At 35.3% G+C, this 23,425-nt stretch carries 21 protein-coding genes and 1 pseudogene; 2 read left to right on the top strand and 20 right to left on the bottom strand.

Annotated features, from left to right (window positions below; translation table 11 throughout):
- Positions 1 to 4: 4 nt before the first annotated feature.
- From X928_RS06895 to hcp, 14 genes are all read right to left on the bottom strand, one after another.
- On the bottom strand, positions 5 to 853 hold the full coding sequence (locus X928_RS06895) for a thermonuclease family protein (RefSeq protein WP_103079073.1): 849 nt from the start codon (positions 851 to 853) through the stop codon (positions 5 to 7).
- On the bottom strand, positions 850 to 2,349 hold the full coding sequence (locus X928_RS06890; protein WP_103079072.1) for a YifB family Mg chelatase-like AAA ATPase: 1,500 nt from the start codon (positions 2,347 to 2,349) through the stop codon (positions 850 to 852). Before X928_RS06890 ends, X928_RS06895 begins: the two co-directional genes overlap by 4 nt.
- Before the next feature lie 29 nt (positions 2,350 to 2,378).
- The gene (locus tag X928_RS06885; protein ID WP_103079071.1) at positions 2,379 to 3,518 is read right to left on the bottom strand and encodes an MFS transporter; all 1,140 of its coding nucleotides are present in this window, start codon (positions 3,516 to 3,518) and stop codon (positions 2,379 to 2,381) included.
- Between the two features lie 5 nt (positions 3,519 to 3,523).
- Positions 3,524 to 4,189 carry an endonuclease V gene (gene nfi, locus X928_RS06880; RefSeq protein WP_103079070.1) on the bottom strand — a complete coding sequence of 222 codons (666 nt, stop codon included), beginning with the start codon at positions 4,187 to 4,189 and terminating at the stop codon, positions 3,524 to 3,526.
- Positions 4,179 to 4,667 carry a 2-C-methyl-D-erythritol 2,4-cyclodiphosphate synthase gene (gene ispF, locus X928_RS06875; RefSeq protein WP_103077702.1) on the bottom strand — a complete coding sequence of 163 codons (489 nt, stop codon included), beginning with the start codon at positions 4,665 to 4,667 and terminating at the stop codon, positions 4,179 to 4,181. Before ispF ends, nfi begins: the two co-directional genes overlap by 11 nt.
- Before the next feature lie 3 nt (positions 4,668 to 4,670).
- Complete coding sequence (gene dnaN / locus X928_RS06870; RefSeq protein WP_103079069.1) at positions 4,671 to 5,783, bottom strand: DNA polymerase III subunit beta; 1,113 nt, start codon at positions 5,781 to 5,783, stop codon at positions 4,671 to 4,673.
- Between the two features lie 90 nt (positions 5,784 to 5,873).
- Positions 5,874 to 8,072, bottom strand: a complete 2,199-nt coding sequence (gene oraE / locus X928_RS06865) for a D-ornithine 4,5-aminomutase subunit OraE (RefSeq protein ID WP_211286496.1) — start codon at positions 8,070 to 8,072, stop codon at positions 5,874 to 5,876.
- Positions 8,053 to 8,439: an ornithine aminomutase subunit alpha gene (locus tag X928_RS06860; RefSeq protein ID WP_103079068.1), complete on the bottom strand. Its 387-nt coding sequence runs from the start codon at positions 8,437 to 8,439 to the stop codon at positions 8,053 to 8,055. The genes oraE and X928_RS06860 overlap by 20 nt, the downstream gene beginning before the upstream one ends.
- Positions 8,436 to 9,854 carry a 2-amino-4-oxopentanoate thiolase subunit OrtB gene (gene ortB, locus X928_RS06855; RefSeq protein ID WP_103079097.1) on the bottom strand — a complete coding sequence of 473 codons (1,419 nt, stop codon included), beginning with the start codon at positions 9,852 to 9,854 and terminating at the stop codon, positions 8,436 to 8,438. Before ortB ends, X928_RS06860 begins: the two co-directional genes overlap by 4 nt.
- Entirely contained in the window at positions 9,847 to 10,149 is a 303-nt protein-coding gene (gene ortA / locus X928_RS06850; protein ID WP_103077699.1) for a 2-amino-4-oxopentanoate thiolase subunit OrtA, read from the bottom strand. Before ortA ends, ortB begins: the two co-directional genes overlap by 8 nt.
- 14 nt (positions 10,150 to 10,163) lie before the next feature.
- Positions 10,164 to 11,180, bottom strand: a complete 1,017-nt coding sequence (gene ord, locus X928_RS06845) for a 2,4-diaminopentanoate dehydrogenase (protein ID WP_103079067.1) — start codon at positions 11,178 to 11,180, stop codon at positions 10,164 to 10,166.
- A 192-nt stretch (positions 11,181 to 11,372) separates the two neighbouring features.
- Entirely contained in the window at positions 11,373 to 12,707 is a 1,335-nt protein-coding gene (locus X928_RS06840) for a TldD/PmbA family protein (protein ID WP_103079066.1), read from the bottom strand.
- Entirely contained in the window at positions 12,707 to 14,119 is a 1,413-nt protein-coding gene (locus X928_RS06835) for a TldD/PmbA family protein (protein ID WP_169926331.1), read from the bottom strand. The genes X928_RS06840 and X928_RS06835 overlap by 1 nt, the downstream gene beginning before the upstream one ends.
- A 156-nt stretch (positions 14,120 to 14,275) precedes the next feature.
- Positions 14,276 to 15,907: a hydroxylamine reductase gene (hcp, locus tag X928_RS06830; protein ID WP_211286491.1), complete on the bottom strand. Its 1,632-nt coding sequence runs from the start codon at positions 15,905 to 15,907 to the stop codon at positions 14,276 to 14,278.
- Between the two features lie 168 nt (positions 15,908 to 16,075).
- Here hcp and X928_RS06825 point away from each other — a divergent pair, with 168 nt between their 5' ends.
- Both X928_RS06825 and fsa read left to right on the top strand, forming a co-directional pair.
- Positions 16,076 to 16,738: a Crp/Fnr family transcriptional regulator gene (locus X928_RS06825; RefSeq protein ID WP_103079064.1), complete on the top strand. Its 663-nt coding sequence runs from the start codon at positions 16,076 to 16,078 to the stop codon at positions 16,736 to 16,738.
- A gap of 51 nt (positions 16,739 to 16,789) precedes the next feature.
- Complete coding sequence (fsa, locus tag X928_RS06820) at positions 16,790 to 17,455, top strand: fructose-6-phosphate aldolase (protein WP_103077692.1); 666 nt, start codon at positions 16,790 to 16,792, stop codon at positions 17,453 to 17,455.
- A gap of 1 nt (position 17,456) precedes the next feature.
- On the opposite strand, the gene X928_RS06815 is transcribed toward fsa, so the two are convergent.
- The 6 genes and pseudogenes from X928_RS06815 to X928_RS10070 all read right to left on the bottom strand — a co-directional run.
- Positions 17,457 to 18,074 carry a phosphatase PAP2 family protein gene (locus X928_RS06815; RefSeq protein WP_103079063.1) on the bottom strand — a complete coding sequence of 206 codons (618 nt, stop codon included), beginning with the start codon at positions 18,072 to 18,074 and terminating at the stop codon, positions 17,457 to 17,459.
- A 21-nt stretch (positions 18,075 to 18,095) separates the two neighbouring features.
- Entirely contained in the window at positions 18,096 to 19,274 is a 1,179-nt protein-coding gene (locus tag X928_RS06810; protein WP_245857204.1) for a DUF401 family protein, read from the bottom strand.
- A 92-nt stretch (positions 19,275 to 19,366) separates the two neighbouring features.
- Entirely contained in the window at positions 19,367 to 20,989 is a 1,623-nt protein-coding gene (groL, locus tag X928_RS06805) for a chaperonin GroEL (protein ID WP_103079061.1), read from the bottom strand.
- A 24-nt stretch (positions 20,990 to 21,013) separates the two neighbouring features.
- Complete coding sequence (gene groES, locus X928_RS06800) at positions 21,014 to 21,283, bottom strand: co-chaperone GroES (RefSeq protein WP_012208976.1); 270 nt, start codon at positions 21,281 to 21,283, stop codon at positions 21,014 to 21,016.
- Between the two features lie 424 nt (positions 21,284 to 21,707).
- Positions 21,708 to 22,976, bottom strand: a complete 1,269-nt coding sequence (iscB, locus tag X928_RS06795) for an RNA-guided endonuclease IscB (RefSeq protein ID WP_103079060.1) — start codon at positions 22,974 to 22,976, stop codon at positions 21,708 to 21,710.
- 261 nt (positions 22,977 to 23,237) lie between these two features.
- Positions 23,238 to 23,425, bottom strand: a pseudogene (locus tag X928_RS10070) (hypothetical protein); the annotation flags it as partial.

The raw sequence follows: 23,425 nt of genomic DNA, 5'->3' as shown, positions 1-23,425 counted from the left end.
TAAACTAAACTCCCTCTTCTCCCTGCACTCCATTCACAAATCTTTTTATCTCAAAAGGAGCCCTTCCCAGTATTTCGTATTGCCCAGTTCGCTGATCAAACCATATTTCTCCCCAGAACATAACTTCTTCCCCAACTAAATCATAGATATCGTAACCATCAAAAAAGGCATCAAATTCCTGTTTTCTTATTCCATAGTAAAAATCTTCGCCTTCAGAGATAATTTTGTAATAATTTTCGCCTTCTTTTATAACATCCTTTACTTTGACCTTCACCCACCTCATTCTACCTAAATCCTTTTGGGTTAAGGCATCAGATTCCACTACTATGCTTTCATCATCGTATTTTTCAAAGATCCCTTTTCTATCTTCATATGCTTGGATATAAGCTTTAACAAATATTTCTTGCTTTTTTGAAGTATCTTCGTAAAACAACGGTCGGGCTAATCCATTTTTTAATAATTCCTCGTTTAATAATATTAAGTTACCTTCTTCATCCTCATAATAAACATACGCCAAAACTCTGCCATAATTGTCAAACTTATCCTCATCAAACTCTAAATATACGTTTCTGTTTGCAACATTTATTAGTCTATCTTTCACAAATTGATACGACTTATAGCCATACTCGCTAATAGGCTTACTACCAGCTTTGATCTCTGGTGCGTCTATCCCTATCAACCTGATACTTTCAGCGTATTGGTAAGTGTTAATTGTGTCTCCATCCAATATAGAAGAAACTTTTACTTTTTCTAGGTTTTCTATATCTGGAATTGTTATTAATTCTTGTGAATTAGCATAAACTGCACTTAAAATCACCAAAAGTAATAGAAAAAAAGAAGATATTTTTCTCATATGATTTTTCTCCCTCTGTAATTCAGGGCTTCCGAGACATGACTTACTTCCACATTTTTTGAATCAAAAGTGTCGGCTATAGTTCGTGAAATTCTCACTACCCTGTTTACCGATCTTGCTGTTAATTTTAAATTGATAGCTGCTTGTTTTAAAAAGTCTTCCGCTTTTTCAGTAAGAGCAGCAAATTTCTTCACTTCTTTATTGCTAAGTTTCCCATTCAATTTGTTTTGCCTTTTTATCTGTATTTGGGAAGCCTTTGAAACTCTTTCTTTTATCTTTTCGGAGCTTTCTCCGTCTTCCTTGGACATGAGCTCATCTATTTTTACCCTTGGTGTATCTATTCTAATATCTATTCTATCCAATATGGGTCCTGATATTTTTCTGTTGTAATTTAAGATCTGGTTCAAACTACACGTACATTCTATCTCCTTATCTCCATAATATCCACATGGACAAGGATTTTGAGATGCTATAAGCATGAACCTTGCAGGAAAATTAGCAACGGATTTTGCTCTTGTTACCGTCACTTCTCCGTCTTCTAAAGGCTGTCTTAGAGATTCTATTACATCCGTACGGTACTCGGGGAACTCATCCATGAATAACACACCATTGTGAGCCAAGCTTATTTCACCAGGTTTCGGAACGGCTCCTCCCCCTATTATTGAGGCTGTCGAGGCTGTGTGGTGAGGTGATCTGAAGGGCCTTTTATCAATTATCGTGTTCATATATCCAGCAACTGAATAAATCATCGTAGATTCGATGATTTCTTCCCTCGTCATATCTGGTAATATCGTTGGAACCCTTTTAGCTATCATTGTTTTTCCTGAACCGGGAGATCCCCTCATTAAGACATTGTGAAATCCACTGGCTGCTATCTCTATTCCCCTTTTGGCAAATATTTGACCTTTGATCTCACGAAAATCTAAGTTGTAAGACGGTTGTACAATATCCTCATACTTTGGAGAGTAATCATCCAAAATACCTAACGATATATTTTCGATATCTTTCAAGCTATCTATAACGATAACCTCGTTCTTTTCTACAAATTTACTTTCCCCCTGATTTCCCCGTGGAATTATGAATTTTGCCTGTTGATTTCTTTCTTTTATATACATCAAGAAAAGAGATATCCCAGAAACTGGTCTAACTTCTCCATTCAAACCAAGTTCACCAAATATATAGTAATCTTCACTTAATTCTTTTATCTGACCTGACGCCTCCAACAAGGAAACGGCAATTGGTAAATCAAAATGTGAGCCGTCTTTTCTCATAGAGGTGGGTGAAAGATTCGCAACTATCGATCCGTTAGGAATTGTAAACCCAGTATTTCTAATGGCACTTGTAACTCGTTTCTCACTTTCTAAAACTGATGTGGAGGGCATGCCTACTATTTTGAATGTCTGTTGGGTAGAACGGGAGTTTACGTCGATTTCTACTAAGATATTTTCTACTTTAAACCCGTCTATGCAACCAGTTTTTATCTTAGAATATTTCATTTTTCCCCCTTTTTGTACATTACTTAATTTCACTTATCACTTTCTAACTTTTCCTTACCCAATTTTTGTGTGATAAAAATGATGATAGTAAAAGTTAAAAAGGGAATGGTATATGAGATATTAAAATTAATATCACCAATTACTCCCATGGAAGTTGCAATTATCATAGCCCCAATCCCAGTAGAACCAAAAGCCAACCCGTTGTACATCCCTAAGATTCTCTTTGGGAGATTTTGATTGGTGTATTTTTGAATGCTTGGAAAAATGGCAGATAAACTAAAACCAACGAAAAGAAAGAAAATAAAGTGCTGAAATATTAGCAACAATGCAAGACTTACTATAAGAGAAATAGAGAAGTAAAAAATGGTTCCCAATTCCGTTAATTTTCTGTTTAAAAATTCCGTAATAGCTCTACCCAAGGTAAAAACTACCCAAAATAAACTTATAATTACAGATGAAAATTCTTTCGAATAATTAAAAACATCGTAGAAAAGGTTCCCGCTCCATGTTATTATACCTATTTCAGTTCCGGAATAGAATAAGAATATCAACAATGATAAATAAACAAATTTTTTCCTTATTATACCTGTGGCTTCTTTAAATTTAATCGCTTCATACTTTATGTTTTGAATGGGCTTATAAATTAAAACAAAAATGAAAAGTAACGAAATTAAGATTAAGTGTATAAAATACACAAATCTAAAATCTAATTTCATAACTAAAAATAAGCTAACCAAAAGGGGTGCTATTATACCTCCAATTCCAAAACTCGCGTTTAAAAATCCAAAATTTTGGGTTTTCCTATCAAGGTGTGAAAAAGCGGAAGTTAAAGTCATAAAAGTTGCCCCAGTCGCTACCCCCAATAAAAAAGCTGATAATACAACCATAGGAAAATTAAATGCGGTTACAAATAAAACCAAACCCAAAATTTCAACGATAAAAGCACCGGTCAAAAAAATTTTATAACCTATCTGGGCGATAAAAAAGCTACCTATAAAGTTGGATATCATAGTACCAAAGGTGCTTATAAAAGGTAATGAAGAAGAAACAGTTATTGAAACAGAGAATCTTTCTTGAATGGAAGTCATAAGAGGCGCAAGGGTGTTCATGACCATAGAAAATACGATCATTGAGATGTATATAAAATTTCGCGTGTTTTTTTCGGTCAACAACGTCACCTCTGCTTTAAACTTTGAGTGTATAAGTGTGCCTTTCGAGTTATCTCAGGAATTTTATACTTTGTGGCAAAATGATAAGTGAAATCTAAGGCGTTATTGAAATCAACCAAGTTGCCAGGAGATACAAATACAGGTTTCACATTGTCTCTTGTTCTTAACACTATTCCTATTTTCTCACCTTTATGGTACAGAAATGTGAATTCCCCTTTTTTCTTTCCGGGTTCTTCGTATTCACCAATTAACCTAGATTTAGCAATTCCTATAGTAGGCTTTTCGATAAAAAAAGACGCATGTGTAGCTATGCCCATCCTTCTAGGATGGGCATAGCCTTGACCATCAAAAAAAACAATATCAGGTTCAATTTGAAGTTTTTCCCAAGCCTTTAAAAAGATAGGAAGCTCTCTAAAAGCAAGAAGGCCAGGTATATATGGTAAGGTAATCTTATCCACGGCATATGTTACATCGATTACCGATAATTTTTTAAAATCCATTGTTACAATTACAGCTAATCCTTCGTCTTTTTGAAAGGAAAGATCAACACCACTCACTAAGTTTGGTTCATCTGAGAAATGAATCAATTTAACCTCTTTAGCCAACTGTTTCTGAATTTTGATCATATCTTTGGGAGACATATCGAAGTTATGAATACGTTTATATTTCATCTACCTCACCTAACGTTGTACAATAAACTTCTATACCTTCGTCCTTTCCGCCTATTCCCAGACCATTGCCACTCTTGCCTTTTAAGTTTATTCGGCTCACTTCTAAATTTAAGATGCGTGAGGTATTATTTTTTATTTGCTCAGATATAGAACTGATCTTCACACTCTTAGATATGATTACCGCATCAATATTATTTATCTTAATAACATATCTTTTACTTATCAAATCCATAGTCTTTTCTAAAAGTATAGAGCTACTAATATTTTCAAATTCTTTACTTTCAGGAAAGTACTCCCCTATCGACCCCAAACCGCACATCCCTAATAAACTATCAATTATCGCATGAAAAAAAACGTCTCCATCCGAATGGCCCAATAATCCATAACCTTTTGGATGATTTATTACAACTCCACCCAATATTAATCTTCTATTTTCAGCTAAAGGATGAACATCGTAACCAAAACCAATTTTTAACATGTTTCAACTTTTCCTTTTTGGCATTATTATGAACATATAACTGTTGTCTTCTACAGGTTTTAAAATGGTAGGTTTTTCCTCATCGGATATATCGAACTCAAATTCCACAGTCTCTATTCTTTCTAACGCTTCCCTGAAATATCTCGGTGAATAAGCGATCTCAAGATTTCTACCTTCTTGCTCGACATCAATCTCTTCTTTTGCTTCGCCAACATCAGGAGAACTTGCATAAAACTGTATTCTTCCATCTTCAATATTTAATAAAGTATATTCCTCACTTCCGGCTGTTATAGACATCCTTTTCATAATAGCCAAAAATTCTGAGGTCTTAGCCTTGATCTTTGTTATAAAACTCTGGGGAATTATACCCAAATAATTAGGAAACTCGGCATCTATAACGTTAAAAATCAACTGGTTATTATCTTCTTCAAAATCAAAGAGAACTTGAGAACCACTTTGAACCACTTTTATCTTCTCTGTTTTTGCTGCTGAAAGTATCGTTTTTAATTCATCCATACTTTTTAGGGATAAAAGAAACGGTGAAAGAACATTGTCATCTTCCAGCTTACTTTCAGAAAGGGCTAATCTATATGAATCCGTGGCGACTAAATTCAAAAACCCTCCCTGCCTAAAGTCCCAATAAACGGCATTTAAATTGCGCGAAAGGGAAGAAGAATCTTTTAAAGCACAAAAAATTACCTTATCAATCATATTAGTAATAATTGTTCTATCTAACGAAATTGAGTTCCCTGTAACGTCGAAAGCAAGGGAAGGAAATTCATCAGGGTCCATGGTAGGTAATCGAAATACAGAATTTCCACCTGAAATCTTCAAAACTCCATCCAAAGTTATAGTAATTGTATCAGAAGTGAGATTTGATAGTATTTCTAAAAAAATCGTCTGTTCAACCACTGTAGAAAAATTTTCATCGCTATCTTTAACCTTCAGCCATTTGTGAAAACCGGTTTGCAAATCTGTAGCATAAATATGTAACTCATCGTCTTCTACAGCCAATTTTATTCCTTTCAAAATAGGGTTAGCTGTTTTTTTTGAAACAGCGTTGGTGGTTAATTGGACAGCATTTTTTAAAACCCTTGTATCTATTTCAAACGACATCACGTTTTCCTCCCTTTGGAAGAATTAGGGCTTCACTATTTCAATTTTACACTAAAAAAAGATTTAAAGCAAGAATAAATTAATTAAAAATTATTCGTTTTGCTCTCTTTCTTTTAGTTTCCTAGCCAAAAATGTGGCGACGTGATTCCCTTTGGTACCTCTTCCAAAGCCAGCGTCCATGTAATTATTTATCGCTAAATCATTGGTTATCTGAGTCCCTCCAACGATGAGTAATAATTTATCTCTAACTCCTTTTTCTACAGCAATTTCATGTAGTTTTTTCATATTTTCCACATGAACTTCATTATGAGTAATAATCATAGAAGCTAAAACCGCCTGGGCTCCTACTTCTATCGCACTATCTATGATTTTTTCTGGTGGCACAGAAGTACCAAGATAAACGTAATTTATTCCATATTTTTCTATACCTCCATGTTTTATATCTAGTATTTCTCTGATACCTATGTTGTGTTCATCGTTACCTATCGTTCCAGCCACTACTTTGACCTTGTTTTTACCAAAAAATTCAAAAAGCTCTTCATCACTCATCACATCATTCTTTTTGGGAAGTTCTAATTCATCCTTTTTAACAAAAAAAGGTACCTTTGCCTTCAATTCAAGATAAGTCCCTTCTGATGGATGTAAAACGGAAGAATGAATAACATGAATATCTTCGAGTCCCATTTTTTTACATATTTCGACCGCTGCTGCCTTTGCGTATTCTTCAGATTCAGGGATGGTCATGTCCAGTTGTATCCAACCATCGTAACTCCATTCAACTTCTGGTTTTATAAGATTATTTTCTTTGTATTCTTTTATATCTTGCAATCTTTTTTCGACGTTATCACTCTCATCTAACTCGTCAATAAATTGAATCTTTTCTCTATTATGTAAGGTACAACCACCGATTAAATCGCAAGGTTTATCTAATCCTTTAGGTAAGGCGTTGTACCCAAAATGTTCACAAACGGGGGCCATATAATCTTTATCCCTTGGTACAACGGAACCTGCCGCTATTTCTCCATTCTTTTTTCTGGCTATTCCGTCTCCTGCCCTTTCGGGATAGTACCCGTTATCTACGAACATACCGTTTTCCAAGGCCTCAAAATATCCACCCATTTCTATTATTTCTTCAAGCATCAATATAGCCCTCATCTTCAATTCTCTTACTTCTTTTCTAACTTTTTCTTCATCGATTTTGAGGTATTGTTTAATATTATCCGCTGATATCAATGTGTGTTTAGCGGTTTCTACACCCCTTATAGAATTAACGTGCCAAGGAACATTTCTACCTTCATCGGGAGTAATAGTTGATTGAATGTCTGCTGAAGTTAACCGAGAAATGAGGGTATTTAAAACGTGAATCCTTGTGGCATCGAATAAATCAGATTCAATGTACCTTGTGTTCATTTGAGCTCTGAACTTGTAACCTTTAAATAGTTCTCTCAATGTAATTGCGTAGACCAAGTTGATTCTGAACTCAGGAGAAGGTGAAACTACAGGTGGAACGGTTGATAGAGCGATATTTTCTTTTTTCATGCCTACTTTCAATGAAAATAGAGAGTTTATAGCATGTTGTACTAAAAGTTCAGGCATCACGTTTCTAGCTTTTTTAGCAGAAGCGTTCGCATTATGGGCACCATCTATTTGGAGTATATTCGCCCAAGCCATCACTTTTTTAGCAACAGCGGCATCCACAAAAGATCTTATTGGATTGATACCTCTGTACAAAATATTGTACTGTGGATCTTGGTGAGCTCCATTAACTCCCTCTTCAGCGAACAATACAGCTATTTCAGGGCCTGCTACACCTGAAACATAACTGTGAAAGTTTATTGGTCTACCTACTTCGTCTTCAATTAAATCAAGTGCTTTTCTAGTTGCCCTCAACTGTTTTCTCGTTATTGGTATCCCACCAATACCTTCAGGGGTTCCTTCTATAAGACCGTCTATATGGCTTTGCCCAAGTGTTCTTATGACCATTATATGATCTGCTCCGTGCCAGGCAGCCATGCGCATTCTTCTAACATCTTCCTCAAATCTTCCTGAAGCAATTTCTGATGTTATCACCGTGTCTGGTTGTGGGTCTAAGTTATCAAAGTAATGAGCTGCAGGAAGAGGAATTGAGTTTTTTAGATCCTCACTTATCTCATAGTAATTAAAATCGCTTTTTTTGGTTCCTTCAGGTAATTTTTTCCTCCAAGTCCATCCCTTTCTTCTTGGTGTGTAATGTTCCAAATCATTTAAAATCGCTTCTATGTTGATCTTTTCATTTGGTTGAAGTTTCACTTGTACCACCACCTCTAAAGATATTCTCAACATCATCCCAAAAACGACCGTTTAATAATGCCTCGCCTGCCTCCATTATTCCTATATCTTTTTGTTTTGCAATTTTGTAAACCACATTCCCTGCTCCTTTTGATAATAAATTTTCTTGTACAATCTTATCAACCAGCGCCTTTGCCTGAAGGGAATTAAACCCGATTCTCAGCAAGACAGACCTTTCTATAGAAGGAGAGGTATGTGTTTCTGCCAAATTTACTAAGGGATCTACTACCTTTTCAACTAATTTCCAAAAATAATTGTCTAATTCCTCATCAGTCATCTTTTGAAGTTTCTTTGACCTTTCCTGAAAGTCATCGGCTCTTTCTTTCATAAAGACTCCTCCCTTACCTTTTTAATCAAGTTTATTACCGAATCCTCATCTTCTCTTATTTCTTCTGATATAAATTCTATTTCTTTTTGAGTAAAATCGGTTTTTCCTAGTCTTTTTATAAGCTGGTTTATATACGATTCTTTCAATTGAGACATTGGAATTTCAATATAACCTATTTGTGAAGGATCTTCAGGTATCACAATTCTTTCCCCTGGTTTATCATCTTTTATTGGATCACCTGATATTACTTGAATCCCATTTTCTTTGGCAAAAGTGAGTTGGGCAGTTGGTAACTTTCCTGCTCCTGTGTATTCAGTTTCGTTTACAACGATTATTTCATCTTCATTCATTTCCCTTGCCAAAGCAAAAGCTGCAACTAACGAGGTATTACCAGCAGGTCCCCTTTGTAGCCCTTCAAGTTTTGCGAGTAATTCAGTCATATAAAAGACTTCCCCTTGAGTTACAAGAACATATCTGTCTATATACCTCAATACCCTTGCCGCATTCCTCGGAACATCAGATCTGTCAGGAAAGACCGCAAACGGGATCCCAAATCCAGTGTGTCCTGTAGTGAAAGACTTTCTATTGAAATCTTTATCGGAAGCCATATGTAAGCCTCTTAAATCAACGCTTGCACCAACAATCTTAGTTGAATAAGCCCCAACCTTTTTTAACCCTCTTGCCGTTCCAGTGGTCAAACCTCCTCCTGCATGGGTACTTACAACAACGTCGGGGAATTCCCCTGTCAATTCTTTGGTTTGATTAGCTATCTCCACTCCCAACGTTTCTATTCCAGCAATGCCGTAAGGTGAGTAAAGCGATGCATTAAAAAATCCTGTTTCTTCAAGAAGAAGAAGGGTATAATAAAATAATTCTGGTCCTACACTTACTTGGACAACTTCACTTCCATAAGCTGCACACGACCTTTCTTTTTCCAAGATTTCAGGCTGACCAACTCCTCTAGAATCGAAACATTCTTGAATTATAATAGATTTTAAACCTCTTTTAGCTGCTTGAGAAGCTACAGCAGCGCCATAATTACCACTTGTTGCTGCTATAACGCCTTCATACCATAATTTTTTTGCCATATATACACTTATAGAAGCCCTTCTATCTTTGAAAGAACCGGATGGGTTGGTTTGTTCGTCCTTAACGAAGATCCTTGCACCTTTCCCTTTATCAGACAATTTTTTAATCAACCTGTTTATGTTTTTTAGTTCAACAAGGGGAGTGTCCCCAACACCTGTTTCTTTTTGAATCTTTTCAATTTCTTCAATTGAAAATCCTGACTCATTCATCATCTTTTCGTAATCAAATGCGATTCCTTCTATTTCATATTTAGTGTAATCAAGTCCTACAGATTTTTTGATGATCTCTATCTGTCTTTCCATCACCGCTTTGTAAGATTTATCCATTTTTTTCACCATCCAACAAATCATCCTTGTTAACTTTTAATAATTCGGGAATAGGTTCTCCAAAGTTATGCTCGTATCTAGGATTAACTTTTTCCAATTTTCCTTTAACTAATCTCCCAATAGGGGTTCTAATGGTTACAATATCGCCTATTTCAGCCTTTTCATCTTCCAAAAATCCTTTTATTCGAAGCTCAAAAGGTACTTTTTTGGTATCTTCTGGCAAATGTGAAACTCTTTCTTCAGGGTTTAAAGCGATGTAATGAATTTGAACCCATTCACCTTTTTTTATCTCCATAAATCTGACCTCCTTCAACGAACCTCTGCAAGTAAAGCCCTTGGTATTGGTAAATCCACCATAGTTAACAAACCAGGCTGAGCTTCAACTACAGATGGAATCATATTGGTGGCTATGGCAATGGTACCTTTGCCTCCCGGTATTTCAGGATTTATAGACATTGAGATTTCAGGATCCCCATAAATTGTTATATAATCTCCTGTTTGAACGTTTTCTAATTCAGGATGTACTTGCTGAGGATGTTCAAGTTCTATCAAAAGCTCATTTTTATAAAAGGCCTTTGCAGTATGATTACACCCTGCTACCATCCCTGGTTGAACCTTAACATACTTTGTTTCTCTCAAAACGTTAGAAATGATAGGTTCTCTTTTTTGCTCGATGCGATCAATTTCCCATCCTAAAGCCTTGGCTATCATATGTATTGACTGTTCAAACCCAATATGACCAACTATCTTTCCGCTTTTTATTCCTTCTTCAAACTCTTCAGGTGTTGTTCCAACACCTTGTGTTTCCATAACCGTTGGTCCAAAAGGCGAAAGATCATTAATTCTGGCAGCCTTAATTCTCTGCACATTCAAACATATTCCTGTCAACGTTATAATTAGCGTATCAAGGACAAACCCTGGATTTACTCCAGTCCCTAATACCGATACATTATGATTCTTAGCAACCTCGTCAATTTCATTTGCAGCTTTTGGATCCTTTGAAAAAGGAAAAGCCATCTCTTCAGCAATGGTAATTACGTTTTTGTTTTCTTTCAATATAGAAATGATTTGATCTTTCACCACCGAAATAAAAGAGTTGGTAGCTATTACAACAAGATCGGGATCAGTTTGCTTAACCATTGTTATAGGATCAGCGTAAACCTTTATTCCAATTTTTCCTAAACCCAACAACTCTCCCACATCTTTTTCGATATATTCTTTCCTAAGATCGTTAACACCAACCAATTTTAGATTTTTCTTACTTAATATATTTTTTGCTATACCACTACCCATTGCTCCAAAACCCCAAATGCCTACTTTGTACAATTTAAAAACCTCCTTGCATTGAAATTCCAGGGATGTGTGAAATTTTTTTCATTATCAATTATATCTTACAACATTATGCCTTCTTTCTCAAACCAGATAATTCCCAATTAAGACGAAAAAAAGGCGTTTAAACGCTTTCAGAAGCGATTAAACGCCTTATACTCCTTTTTACACTTCTTTTATCTTTATCTACTATCTACCGCCCACGCTTAAATCCTTTATCAACATAGTAGAACCGGCTACCGAACCCAAATACTTGAAATCAGAACCTACATACTCTAAATTATTCAACAACTCTTCCAACGTTCCAGCTAAGGTCATCCCTCTGAAACTTTTTACAAACGCCCCGTTTTCAATTAATCTTCCACTTATTTGAACAGAGAATCTTCCAGAAACTGGATCGGCGGTATGCATACCCATTATGTTGGTAACATATAGAGCCTTTGGAACATTCAAAATATCTTTTCTTGTCTTGTTTGCGATAAAATGAAGGTTTATCGTTCCAATGGAAGGATTGGGAGATTCTACCGATGCGAAACTGTTACCGGTTGGCTTTGCTCCTAACTTTTTTGCAGAATATATGTTATGTAAGAATCCTTTTAGGACCCCATTTTCTATAACATTGAATCTTGAAGTATTAGTTCCTTCATTGTCAAAGGAGGCTATGATTGGTGCAGAACCATTCATTGGATCATGTATCAGGGTAACCGATGAATTGGCTACTTTCTCACCTAATTTATCTTTCAAAAAAGATTTGCCTTTGTAAACATTTTCCCCCGACAACGGGGTTATCAATGTACCTAAAAACATACTAGAAGCAAAGGGACTCATTACAATATCGTATCTACCTGAACTTAAAACCTCTGATTTTAAACCTGACACCGCCATTTCTACAGAATTTTTTACTATGCGGTCTATGTCTATAAGCCTATAGCTTTGGGATAATTGATAATCAAAACCAAATGAAGAATCCTCTCCTTCAATTGCGGCTAAACTAATTGAACTGGCAGCATTAGTAGATAAAGCGTTTTTGTATAGACCATTCGTATTACCAAAATGTTTTCTGGTTAACGCAATTTCATACTCAGCACCACGAACAAATTTTATCCTTTCATCTTCACTCTTAGCCTTTTTTTCTAGTTCTTGAGCTAATTTCATAACCTCGTCTAAATTCATATCCTTTGTGTCTGCATCAAAAGCCCAATCTATGTATGTAAACTGTTCGTCATTTGATATGTCGTTTGCTTCGTCTTTTTCTGTATATTTAGTCATTTCAATTGCTTTTTCAACAGCTTGCATTATACCTTCTTCTGTTAAAATATTAGATGACGACGTGGCTGTTCTTCCATCGGGAGAAATAACTTTGATACCTGCTGCTCCTTTTTCTCCTTCGGTTAACTGCTCTAACTTTCCATTACTGAAAGAGGCATTCTTACTTTCAGTGGAAATCACATTTATCTGTCCTTTAAGCCCTTTACTTTTTATCTCTTTCATGGATTTTTCTATAATTGATTTTATATTAGTCATTAATTGTTACCCCCTTTTACTATTCCACCAACAATTAACTTCGGTATCCTTATGGTAGGCTGGGCATCGGAAACTGGAGCCCCTTGACCGTCTTTACCACAGGTTCCAACACCATATCCCAAATCATTACCAACCATATCTATGCTCTCTAAGACTTTTAATCCGTTGCCAACTAAGCTCGCTCCACGGATCGATTGTTTTATTTCACCATTTTCTATAATATAACCTTCATCAACTCCAAACTGAAAATCACCACTTATTACATCAACTTGTCCCCCACCCATCTTTCTAACAAATATACCGTATTTTACAGATTTAATTATATCTTTTGGATCATCTTCTCCTGGTAAGATCATCGTGTTTCTCATCCTAACGATGGGTAGCACCATATAAGATTCCCTTCTACCGTTACCTGTGGGTTCAACACCAAATTTTTTGGCAGTTATTTTCGAGTGCATGTATCCTTTTAACACGCCTTTTTCAATTAAAACGGTCCTCTGGGTAGGTGTTCCTTCATCATCGTAATTAAGTGTTCCTCTTTTGTTTTTATCTGTTCCGTCGTCTACAACGGTAATCTTTTGAGAAGCGATTTTCTTTCCAACTTTTTCTCTGTACACAGAACCAGAAAGTACCAAGTCTGCTTCCATACCGTGCCCACATGCTTCATGTATCATGGTTCCTCCAGCTTCAGAAGACAAAACAACCGTGAATTCGCCTGCAGGAGCATCCACTCCTTCTATTTGTGAAACTACTTGTCTGACGGCGTCTTTTGCTACTTTTTCTATCATCTCATCTGTAAAAAATTCAAATCCCATGTTTGCTCCATCGGAGGAATAACCTCTGAACAAATTCCCTTCTTCGTCTTGTGCAAATATTATAGCAGCATAACGTGGATAATTTCTGATATCCTCAACTATTTTTCCTTCTGAATTCACTATTTTTACCTTTCGACTACTATCTGCATAGGAAACGGTGATCTGTTTGATACGTTTATCAGCATTTTTTAGTAATTCTACCCCTTTAATAACCTTTTCTACTTTTTGTTCTACAGATACATTGTCAAAAGGTATTTCAAAGGGGGCAAAATCCCTCTTTTCTGCCTCTTTCAATTCTTTAACTTTTACGATATTATTAGAGCCAAACCTTTCGCTTGCGTTCTTTCTCAAAGTCTCAGCAAGACTCATAAGATTCTCGTATGTGGGATCGTTAGTATGAGCAAAAATCGTTTCTTCAGCTGATACAACCCTTATACTTGCACCTTTTGTACTTGAAAAATTTATTTTTTCAATTTTACCGTTATCGTAAACAATCGAGGTACCATAAAAATCTTCATAGAAGATTTCTGAATACTCTCCCCCCGATGAAAGAGAATGGTTTAAAATCTCTAAGTATTGAGCATTACTTAAATTCACTTCTATCCCTCCTATAAAAAGTTAGCAATCCTTCCTTTCATATTATATCATATTTATTCCTCTTGGAACTTGTATTTGTATCAGTAATTATAATTGTAACCACTAAAAAAAAGAAAGGCGCCAAAGATTGGACGCCTTTTATACGTATAAAATTATTTATATAGTTTTTATATCAAAAGTTTTTGCAACCGTCTCCAAAACATTTGGTGATAGAAAGGCAGGTAGTGTTGGACCCAATCTTATTCCTTTCACTCCCATATACAACAATGATAACAAAACAGTTACAGCTTTCTGCTCGTACCAAGCTATGTTGTATTCAATGGGTAGTTCGTTTATATCCTTTAAATCGAATGCTTCTTTCAATTTTAAGGCCGTTAAAACTAAAGAATAAGAATCATTACATTGCCCTGCATCTATAACCCTTGGTATTCCATCAATATCCCCTAAATCAAGCATATTGTACCTGTACTTGGCACAACCAGCGGTTAAAATAACGGTGCTTTTTGGAAGATTTTTGGCAAAATTAGTGTAGTATTCACGATCTTTGTTTCTTCCATCACAACCACCCATGACGTAAAATTTGGTTATTTTACCAGATTTTACTGCCTCGACAATTTTATCAGCAACTTGTGTGGTCTGTTCATGAGCAAATCCAATGGTTATATTTTTCCCTTCTCTTTTTTGGATGGGGCCAATTTCGAGTGCCTTTTTTATTACAGGAGAAAAATCTTTTTGACCATTCTTTTTTCTATTTGGTATATGTTGAACCCCTGGCCATCCCACAAGTCCGGTTGTGAAAATTCTGTCTTTGTAGGAATTTCTTGGCTTTTGAATACAATTCGTTGTCATTACTACAGCTCCACCAAAATCTTCAAACTCTTGTTGTTGCTTCCACCAAGAACCTCCAAAATTACCGGCTAAATGTTCGTACTTTTTTAATTCGGGATAGGCGTTTGCCGGTAGCATTTCTCCGTGGGTATATACTTTGATTCCTTTACCTTTAGTTTGTTCTAAAATTTCATACAGATCCAAAAGATCATGACCACTGACTAGAATAGCGGGTGTTTCGTATGTCCCTGTGTAAACTTGGGTTATTTCAGGATTTCCAAAGGTCGAAGTATTTGCCTCATCTAGTAAAGCCATAGCGTTTACCCCATATTCGCCAACTTTCAGTACTAAATTTATTAATTCATCAACGGTGATATCTTCACGTAGGGTTTCCGCTAAAGTCTTTTCGATGAATGCAAGTATATCTTCGTTGAAGTGTTTTAAGATATAGGCATGATCGGTGTAAGCAGCCACTCCCTTTAAACCAATTACAAGAAAGTTCTTAAGCGATCTTATATCCTCGTCTGATTCCGATAAAACACCTACTTCAACAGCTTTATTTAAGTATTCGTCTTCATTGTTATCCTTAGGATTCCATACTGCGGCATCAGGTACTTTTTCCTGAAATTTTTCGTTGTATTTTCTTTCATAAACTTCTTTGAATTTATTTTCTATAATTCTTCTTTTATCTAGTGCTTTATCAATGTATCTAGCTATTCTTTTTACATCAAAATTAACATTAGTTATTGTTACAAACAAGCCTTCTGCCACAAAAAGGTCAATACTTTCATCTTCTACGTCCAATTCTCTTGCTTTATTAGCCCAATAGGAAATCCCTTTTAGTATATAAATCAATAGATCCTGCAAGTTTGAAGTTTCTGGACTTTTTCCACATACACCTTGAGCCACACAACCCTCATTTCTTAAGGTTTCTTGACATTGATAACAAAACATCTCCATTCGCTTTTTTCCTCCTTACTAAGATTTTATTTGTCTTGACACTTAAACTTTTCTTTATTTAAAGAATTTTGAATTCCCTTTCATTTTAAGTATAATTAAATCGGAGTAATTTTGTCAGTAACAAATGTTACGCACGTTGTTTTTTAAAAATTTTGAGGTGATTGAATCGTGGATAACTATATTGATAGACTAGGTAAATTAAAGATATTTAAAAATTTTTCAAAAGCCGAATTGATGAAAATTTTTGGTAATGTTCGCTATTCAATTAAAAATTTTTCAAAAGGTTCCCTTATCCATACTTCTGGGGAAAAAGTTGAAAATTTAATGATCTTAATCGATGGAGAAGTTATCACAGAAATGGTTGATTTTAATGGGAAAATTTTAGAAGTAGAAAGGATAAAATCTCCGGAGATTTTAGCTTCTGCCTTGTTATTTTCAAAAGATAACTTACTACCTGTTGATGTTTTAGCGGTTAAAGATGTTGCTATTCTATATATTGAAAAAGGAGATTTGATAAGATTGTTTCAAGGTAACAAGGCTCTTTTACTCTCTTTTCTTGAAGATATAGGCGAAAAGTTTCAGTTCGTAACTGCAAAATTACGGGCGAATTCTTTTCATACAATCAGAGAAAAGATTACAATGTATCTTTTAAATCTTTACCATCAGCAAAATAAATCCAGCGAGTTAACTATACCTCTAACTTTAGAAGAGTTAGCTAATTTATTTGGTGTAACAAGGCCTTCTCTATCGAGGGTATTTTCAAAGATGCAAAAAGAAGGTTTGTTCGTTAAAAGTGGGGATAAAATAATCTTAAAGAAATTGAAGAATTGATTATGCTATAATTGTTATGACAAAACTCAAAGTAGGGAGGGAAATTTAAGAATGGAAATTTTTTTAGACACTGCAAACATAGAAGAAATCAGAAAAGGTGTTGCTTGGGGAATAGTTGACGGCGTGACAACTAATCCTACGTTGGTTTCAAAAGAGAATGCCGTATTTGAAGAAAGGATCAAGGAAATTTGTGAAACTGTAAAAGGACCGGTAAGTGCCGAAGTGGTATCCACCGATTACGAAGGAATGGTAAAAGAAGCGAGGGAAATAGCAAAGTTAAGTGAATTTGTGGTAGTTAAAATACCTTTGATCCCTGATGGAATTAAAGCGATAAAAACTTTATCCAAAGAAGGTATTAAGACCAATGCAACTTTAGTTTTTAGCCCTTTACAAGCTCTTCTTGCAGCCAAGGCAGGAGCTACATACGTGAGTCCTTTCATTGGTAGAATGGATGACATAGGAAACACCGGAATGGATATAGTAGAAGAAATTGAAGTTATCTTCAGCAATTACGGATATGAGACAAAAATTATCGTGGCTAGTGTTAGACATCCTCAGCATGTTTTGGAAGCTGGTCTGATTGGAGCAGATGTTGTTACTATGCCTTTTGAAGTACTTGAGAAAATGTTCAAACATCCCATGACGGATATAGGTCTTGAAAGATTTTTGAATGATTGGAAGAAGTATCAAGATTATCTAAAAAGCAAAAATAATTAACTTAAAAATAATAGACATAAGACGCAGTATAATACCCCAGGAAAGAACCAGCTACCACGTCCGAGAGCCAATGCACATCTTCATAGATGCGAGAAAACGATATAGTTGATGGTATAATATAAATCCACCAACTATATTCTTTCGCATATGGAGTGTATACCGACCAGGCTATTGTTGAATGTCCCGAAGGAAAAGAGGTATAAGTCGCCCCTTGAGTAAGGGAAGCAAACGGATTGAATGAGAATGAACCGTCTTCAGCATAAGGTCTTTCTCTTCCAACGACAATTTTTGTTAGCAAGGTTATTCCTCCGCTAATAACGGAAGATATAATAGCTTCTTCAGATACCTTTTTTAGTGTATAATCGTTTGTAAGATAACCAACTGTGTATCCCACCACGGGTGTTGCAACAAGAAAGTAATAATCATATGTAGTTAAGAAATTAGAAATTATATCCAGATAAGAATTGGTATTATTCTTAACAAGGTTTCTGCTTAAATCATCTAAATTTAGTGTGAACATAGTTGTCTTGGTACTTGGTTCAGTTACTGTATCTTCAGCGGTAACTATACTTGAAAAAACAAGAATCACTACTAAGAAAAGTATAAAACGTTTTTTCATGTTAATTCCTCCGCCTTTTGATCAAAAGATGAAAAGTAGCATTACTACAAGATATCCTATTATAGCACAAAAAATGGGAATGATTATTTTTTTTATTACACTAAACATATCGACTTCAAAATATTTTGATGTAAGTAAAAGACAGAGATGAACAGGTGATAGAAGAACCCCCAATACAGAGAAAAAATATATGGTTATCGCAACCGGCACCAAAGAAATAACTCCCGCTTCAACGAACGACAAAGCTATCGGCATTGTAACCGCAAAACCTGCCTGAGTTATTCCAGTTATCAATCCTATAATAATCGGAGAGATCATTATTATCCACCATGGACTTACTCCCCACGTAGTTAGATTGTCTACAAAATCGTTGGATAAATTTGACACAGTTACAAAATTTTTGTACCAAAAAACAAACAATAGCAACAACACAGTTTCCCATCTTATATTTAGTAGATCTTTGTAGTTTTTATGATAAAAAGTATATATTAAAGATACCGTTAAAACAACAAGCCAACCAGGTAAAGAAGCAATTACTCCAACGATTATAATTAATATTGGGAGTATAGATTCAAAAAGTTCTTTCCATAATTTTTTGTCTCTTTTTAGACTGATTTTACCATTTTTGAAGTAGATCCAACCACCAATAATTGCAAATAATCCTATGGGAAGTTGTATTAACAATAATTTTGTTAAACTTATTCCCGTGAGAGCACTTTCTAAAATTAATGCTGGATACAGTATCCAAAAAAATTCCATACTGTGCCTGAACCAATAGTTCATTGCCGTAGCTTCAACTCTATTAATGTTGCTTTCATCAGCTATATCTTTAACCATCGGTGCAGTGAACATAGCTCCTCCCGGCATGGGTAGTAATCCCAGCATCATAGGCATCAATCCTACTGCCTGTCTTGAATTGAATAATGTTCTTATGTTTTTGGCAAACTTCTGTGAGTTTCCAGTTGCCTTCATAGTATCCGATAGTAGATATATTCCAAAGATAACAACAATCACTTCGTAAAAATCGCTTTGTGTAATAGTTTCTAGGAAACTACTACCAATATAATTCAAATTCAAAGAAACTAGTGCGGTTACAATTGTTGCAATAAGAATAGCCCAATGGACTTTTTTTATCAATTTTATAGATATCACCATACTAATTAAACCTGATAATATGGAAACTACAGCCAAATCTTTCACCCCATTTTTTGTTAGTGAAACTTACTATTTTATTATACCATAAAAAAACGTGCCATATACAATGGCACGCCTGTTTTTATTACTGTCTAAATTTAGTACATATCTGGTGTTGCTGGCATTTCTGGACCTTTTTCTTCTTTTGGTTCTTCTGCTACTAAAACTTCTGTTGTTAGAAGCATGGAAGCAATCGACGCAGCATTTTGAAGTGCACTTCTTGTAACTTTAGTTGGATCAATTATTCCAGCCTCAAACATGTTAATGTATCTTTCTTTTAGTACATCAAATCCATATTTTGGATCATCTTTTTCGAGTATTCTTTCAATAATTATAGCGGGTTCTAAACCAGCATTTCTTATTATTTGTTTTGCAGGAGCATCTAAAGATTTTGCTACTAATTGTGCACCAATTTTTTCGTCTCCTGACAATGTGTTTGCAAATTCTTCAACGGCTTTTTTGGCTTTGAGTAACGTTACACCTCCACCTGCAACTATTCCTTCTTCCACAGCTGCTCTCGTTGCAGATAAGGCATCTTCTATTCTATGTTTCTTTTCTTTCAACTCAGTTTCTGTAGCCGCTCCTGCTTTAATTACAGCAACCCCACCAGATAATTTTGCTAATCTCTCTTGTAATGTTTCTTTTTCGTAATCGGAAGTTGTATTTTCAATTTGAGCTTTTATCTGAGCTATTCTTTCTTTTATTGCTGTAGGTTCACCTTTTCCTCCAACAATGATAGTATCTTCTTTTGCAACTCTTACCAAATCAGCTTGACCAAGATCATTAATGGAAACATCTTCCAAGGTAAGACCAATTTCTTCAGATATTACAGTACCGCCAGTTAAAATGGCAATATCTCTTAGCATTTCTTTTCTTCTGTCTCCAAAACCAGGAGCTTTAACAGCTACTGATTCCAAGGTTCCTCTCAGCTTGTTGAGAACCAACGTAGAAAGAGCTTCTCCTTCTACATCTTCAGCAATGATTACCAAAGGTTTTCCAGCTTGAGCAACTTTTTCTAAAATTGGAACTATAGATTTTACAGCTGAAATCTTTCTATCTGTAATTAATATATAAGGTTCTTTCATTTCGGCTTCCATTTTTTCAGTATTTGTTACAAAATAGGGAGAGATGTATCCTCTATCGAATTGCATTCCTTCTGTGAATTCTACATAAGTTTCAAGAGTTTTAGAGTCTTCAACGGTTATAACTCCATCTTCTCCTACTTTGTCCATAGCTTCCGCTATAATATTTCCAATCTCCTCGTTATTAGCAGATATAGAAGCTACATGTGCAATGTCTTCTTTACTTGATAACTTTCTGCTAGCATTCCTTATCTGCTCTACAGCTTTATCTGTAGCCTTAGCGATACCGTTTCTCATCAATATTGGATTAGCACCAGCTGCAACATTTTTCAATCCTTCTTGAATCATAAACTGTGCTAAAACTGTAGCGGTAGTTGTCCCGTCTCCCGCAACATCGTTTGTTTTGGAAGCTACTTCTTTAACTAACTCTGCTCCAAGTGCTTCAAATTTATCTTTCAATTCAATTTCTTTAGCAATCGAAACACCATCATTTGTGATAGTTGGAGATCCCCAACTCTTTTCTAAAACTACGTTTCTTCCTTTAGGTCCCAAAGTTATTTTAACAGCATCTGCAACTGTATTAACGCCTCTTTCTAAAGCTCTTCTTGCATCTTCATTAAATTTTAACATTTTTGCCATCTTATCTCAACACCTCCCATTTTTTTAGTCTTCTACTTTTGCTAGTACGTCTTCCACATCAATGATGATATAATCCTCATCATCTATCTTGATTTCAGTTCCTGCATATTTAGAAAAGATTACCTTGTCTCCTACTTTTAAATCATAATCTTCATCTAGTTTCCCGACTTCTTTAACTTCTGCCTTTTGAGGTTTTTCTTTTGCTGAATCTGGTAGTACTATACCACCTTCAGTTTTTCTTTCTTCGGTAATGGGCTTAATGAGTAACCTGTTTCCTAATGGTTTCACCGTCATGTTATGATACCCCCTTTTTTTATTTTAATTATTTTATTTCAATTTTTATTTTTTTGTTCATTAGCAATCAAACATTAAGAGTGCTAATTTTCATATGTATCATAACACATATTAGTAAAAGTATCAAGAGTCAAAAAAGACGATTATGGGTGATTAAAGACGATTATCGGCGATTATTTTCGATTAGAAGGCTAAATCTCGTTTTTTCTCGTTTTTTCTCCAAATTGCTCGTTCTTTCTGCCTTTTTAACTTTTATGTAATTATTTCAGTACATATTTTTAAACTTTTCTGCGATCTTGACAAACACTTTTAATACTTCAGGGTCAAATTGTTCTGGAGATGTTCTGCTATCTCCTTCTAACAATATTTTCATGAAAAATATCTGCAGGAGACTCACTAGAAAACGGGCTTCCGCCACACAGCCTTACGGCAGATAAGGAAGCGGTGAGAGGAATGCAGAATTTTCTCTCCTTTCCCATAGTAAAGTTTTAGCTTTGCTTACCAGGATTAAATCTTTGCTTTTTGCACTTCTATGAATTACTGTACCATCAAGTTTCCTTATATCAAAATATCCAGTTGAACGTCTCCCAAATATGAAACATTCGATACCGTTGTATCTTACTTTATCAAACAATCTAAAACCATGTACTAGATAAGGTGCTTGGTTAAGCTTCCTTGTTCCTCCCTTTAGAATGTTAGCTTTGTGTATTTGTCTATTGTGTCGTCTAACTTCTTTAATGTGATAATAGTAATCTAATTGTTTTGCTTGAGGATGACCACTAATACATAAAGCGTCTATTCTATGTGTTTTAGGTAGGTTGTTCTGTATTCTTGTATTTTTAGTGATATATCCGTAAGTTAGATGAACGTTAGAATACAAATCTTTCAATCTATTGTATAATGTCCATCTCATAATACCCATAAATGTAGCATCTTTAAACTTTTGTCCTCTTTTAAAATTCAATTTAATCTTTCCATTATGATAATCTCTATGGCATGTTTCACACAATGTAATTAAATTACTCGGTGCGTTTCCACCTATTTGTCTACTTTCGATGTGGTGAACATTGAGTCTTTTATCTTTACTTTTGCCTTTGCAGTGTTGGCAGGTATAGTTATCTCTCCATAGAACATATTCCCTTACATTCCAAAAATCTAATTGTTTACCTTGTTGGTATTGTTTGCCTTCAATATTAGGATTCTTAATCTTTTGTATATCGAAACTTGCAACTTCTACTACAATTTTTGTAATAGGAAGCAAACGATAAACTAGATCAATCAGTTTAATGTGCGATTTTATTTTATGTTCTACCGATGGTGCAATCCATCCTTTGTTCTTACTGTGAACACGATTTAAAAAGCGTGGTTTCCTGTACCTTGTTTTTCTTAAACGTCTATCTCTACGATACTGTCGTTTTTGAGATATAAGTTTAGTTATATCGTCCCTTATTTCAACTTCTGATGCAAAAAGTTCTTTCTTTTTAGTAGTAGCAGACAATCCTACAGTTTTACTTCCTGCATCTACTCCCAAAGTAATAGGTTGTTTATAACCGCTACTACCATAGAGCAGTTGAATAGTAAAGGGTTCTTTTCTAACAACCTTGGCTTTACCATCTTTAAGTAGCTTTCTTGCCTTTGAAGGTTTACAAGGCATAAGAGGTTCCCCATGTTTGTTTAAAACGTACACTAACATAAAGTGTACCTCCTTAATAGGCGGAAGCCCGTTTCTTTTTCCTTAACGGAGTTATTCTCCTTCCCCAATGTTATATAGGCTTTTTACGTTTAGCTCACTATCCCTACCCCTCAGGATTGTTTAAAGCTAAACAACAGAGCGACAGACTAAGAGAAACATCCGAAGGTGTTATGACCTATATAACGTAGCCCGATGATCTTCCTTTAGAGATGGAAGCCCGTTTCTTCATACGGCTGAGGGTAGCCAACTAAGGCTTGTTCATCACAAGCCCCCGTCTTTAGACGGTGGGTAGTTGACGCTTTCTTCGTGAGAAAAAGATTTTTTATATGGTCTTTCACTTCTGAGTTCATCGTATACATCTGGGTAATATTCGCCTAAAATGATATTAAGTTTTTCTGAAAAAGTGGTAAGAGCCATGATAATCAAAGGTTCTCTTCCAAAAAGTGTGG

Origin of the sequence: Petrotoga miotherma DSM 10691 (assembly GCF_002895605.1) — a bacterium.
GTDB classification, from domain to species: Bacteria; Thermotogota; Thermotogae; order Petrotogales; family Petrotogaceae; genus Petrotoga; species Petrotoga miotherma.
This window is presented reverse-complemented; position numbering and strand designations above follow the sequence as displayed.

Coding starts and splice junctions, on each gene's coding strand:
- fsa (WP_103077692.1), top strand. CDS start 16,790: ATGGAAATTTTTTTAGACACTGCAAACATAGAAGAAATCAGAAAAGGT.
- ispF (WP_103077702.1), bottom strand. CDS start 4,667: ATGTTAAAAATTGGTTTTGGTTACGATGTTCATCCTTTAGCTGAAAAT.
- iscB (WP_103079060.1), bottom strand. CDS start 22,976: ATGTTAGTGTACGTTTTAAACAAACATGGGGAACCTCTTATGCCTTGT.
- ortB (WP_103079097.1), bottom strand. CDS start 9,854: ATGGATAAATCTTACAAAGCGGTGATGGAAAGACAGATAGAGATCATC.
- dnaN (WP_103079069.1), bottom strand. CDS start 5,783: ATGTCGTTTGAAATAGATACAAGGGTTTTAAAAAATGCTGTCCAATTA.
- X928_RS06815 (WP_103079063.1), bottom strand. CDS start 18,074: ATGAAAAAACGTTTTATACTTTTCTTAGTAGTGATTCTTGTTTTTTCA.
- ortA (WP_103077699.1), bottom strand. CDS start 10,149: ATGGAGATAAAAAAAGGTGAATGGGTTCAAATTCATTACATCGCTTTA.
- nfi (WP_103079070.1), bottom strand. CDS start 4,189: ATGAAATATAAACGTATTCATAACTTCGATATGTCTCCCAAAGATATG.
- groES (WP_012208976.1), bottom strand. CDS start 21,283: ATGACGGTGAAACCATTAGGAAACAGGTTACTCATTAAGCCCATTACC.
- X928_RS06840 (WP_103079066.1), bottom strand. CDS start 12,707: ATGACTAATATAAAATCAATTATAGAAAAATCCATGAAAGAGATAAAA.
- X928_RS06890 (WP_103079072.1), bottom strand. CDS start 2,349: ATGAAATATTCTAAGATAAAAACTGGTTGCATAGACGGGTTTAAAGTA.
- X928_RS06895 (WP_103079073.1), bottom strand. CDS start 853: ATGAGAAAAATATCTTCTTTTTTTCTATTACTTTTGGTGATTTTAAGT.
- X928_RS06860 (WP_103079068.1), bottom strand. CDS start 8,439: ATGAAAGAAAGAGCCGATGACTTTCAGGAAAGGTCAAAGAAACTTCAA.
- groL (WP_103079061.1), bottom strand. CDS start 20,989: ATGGCAAAAATGTTAAAATTTAATGAAGATGCAAGAAGAGCTTTAGAA.
- hcp (WP_211286491.1), bottom strand. CDS start 15,907: ATGGAGATGTTTTGTTATCAATGTCAAGAAACCTTAAGAAATGAGGGT.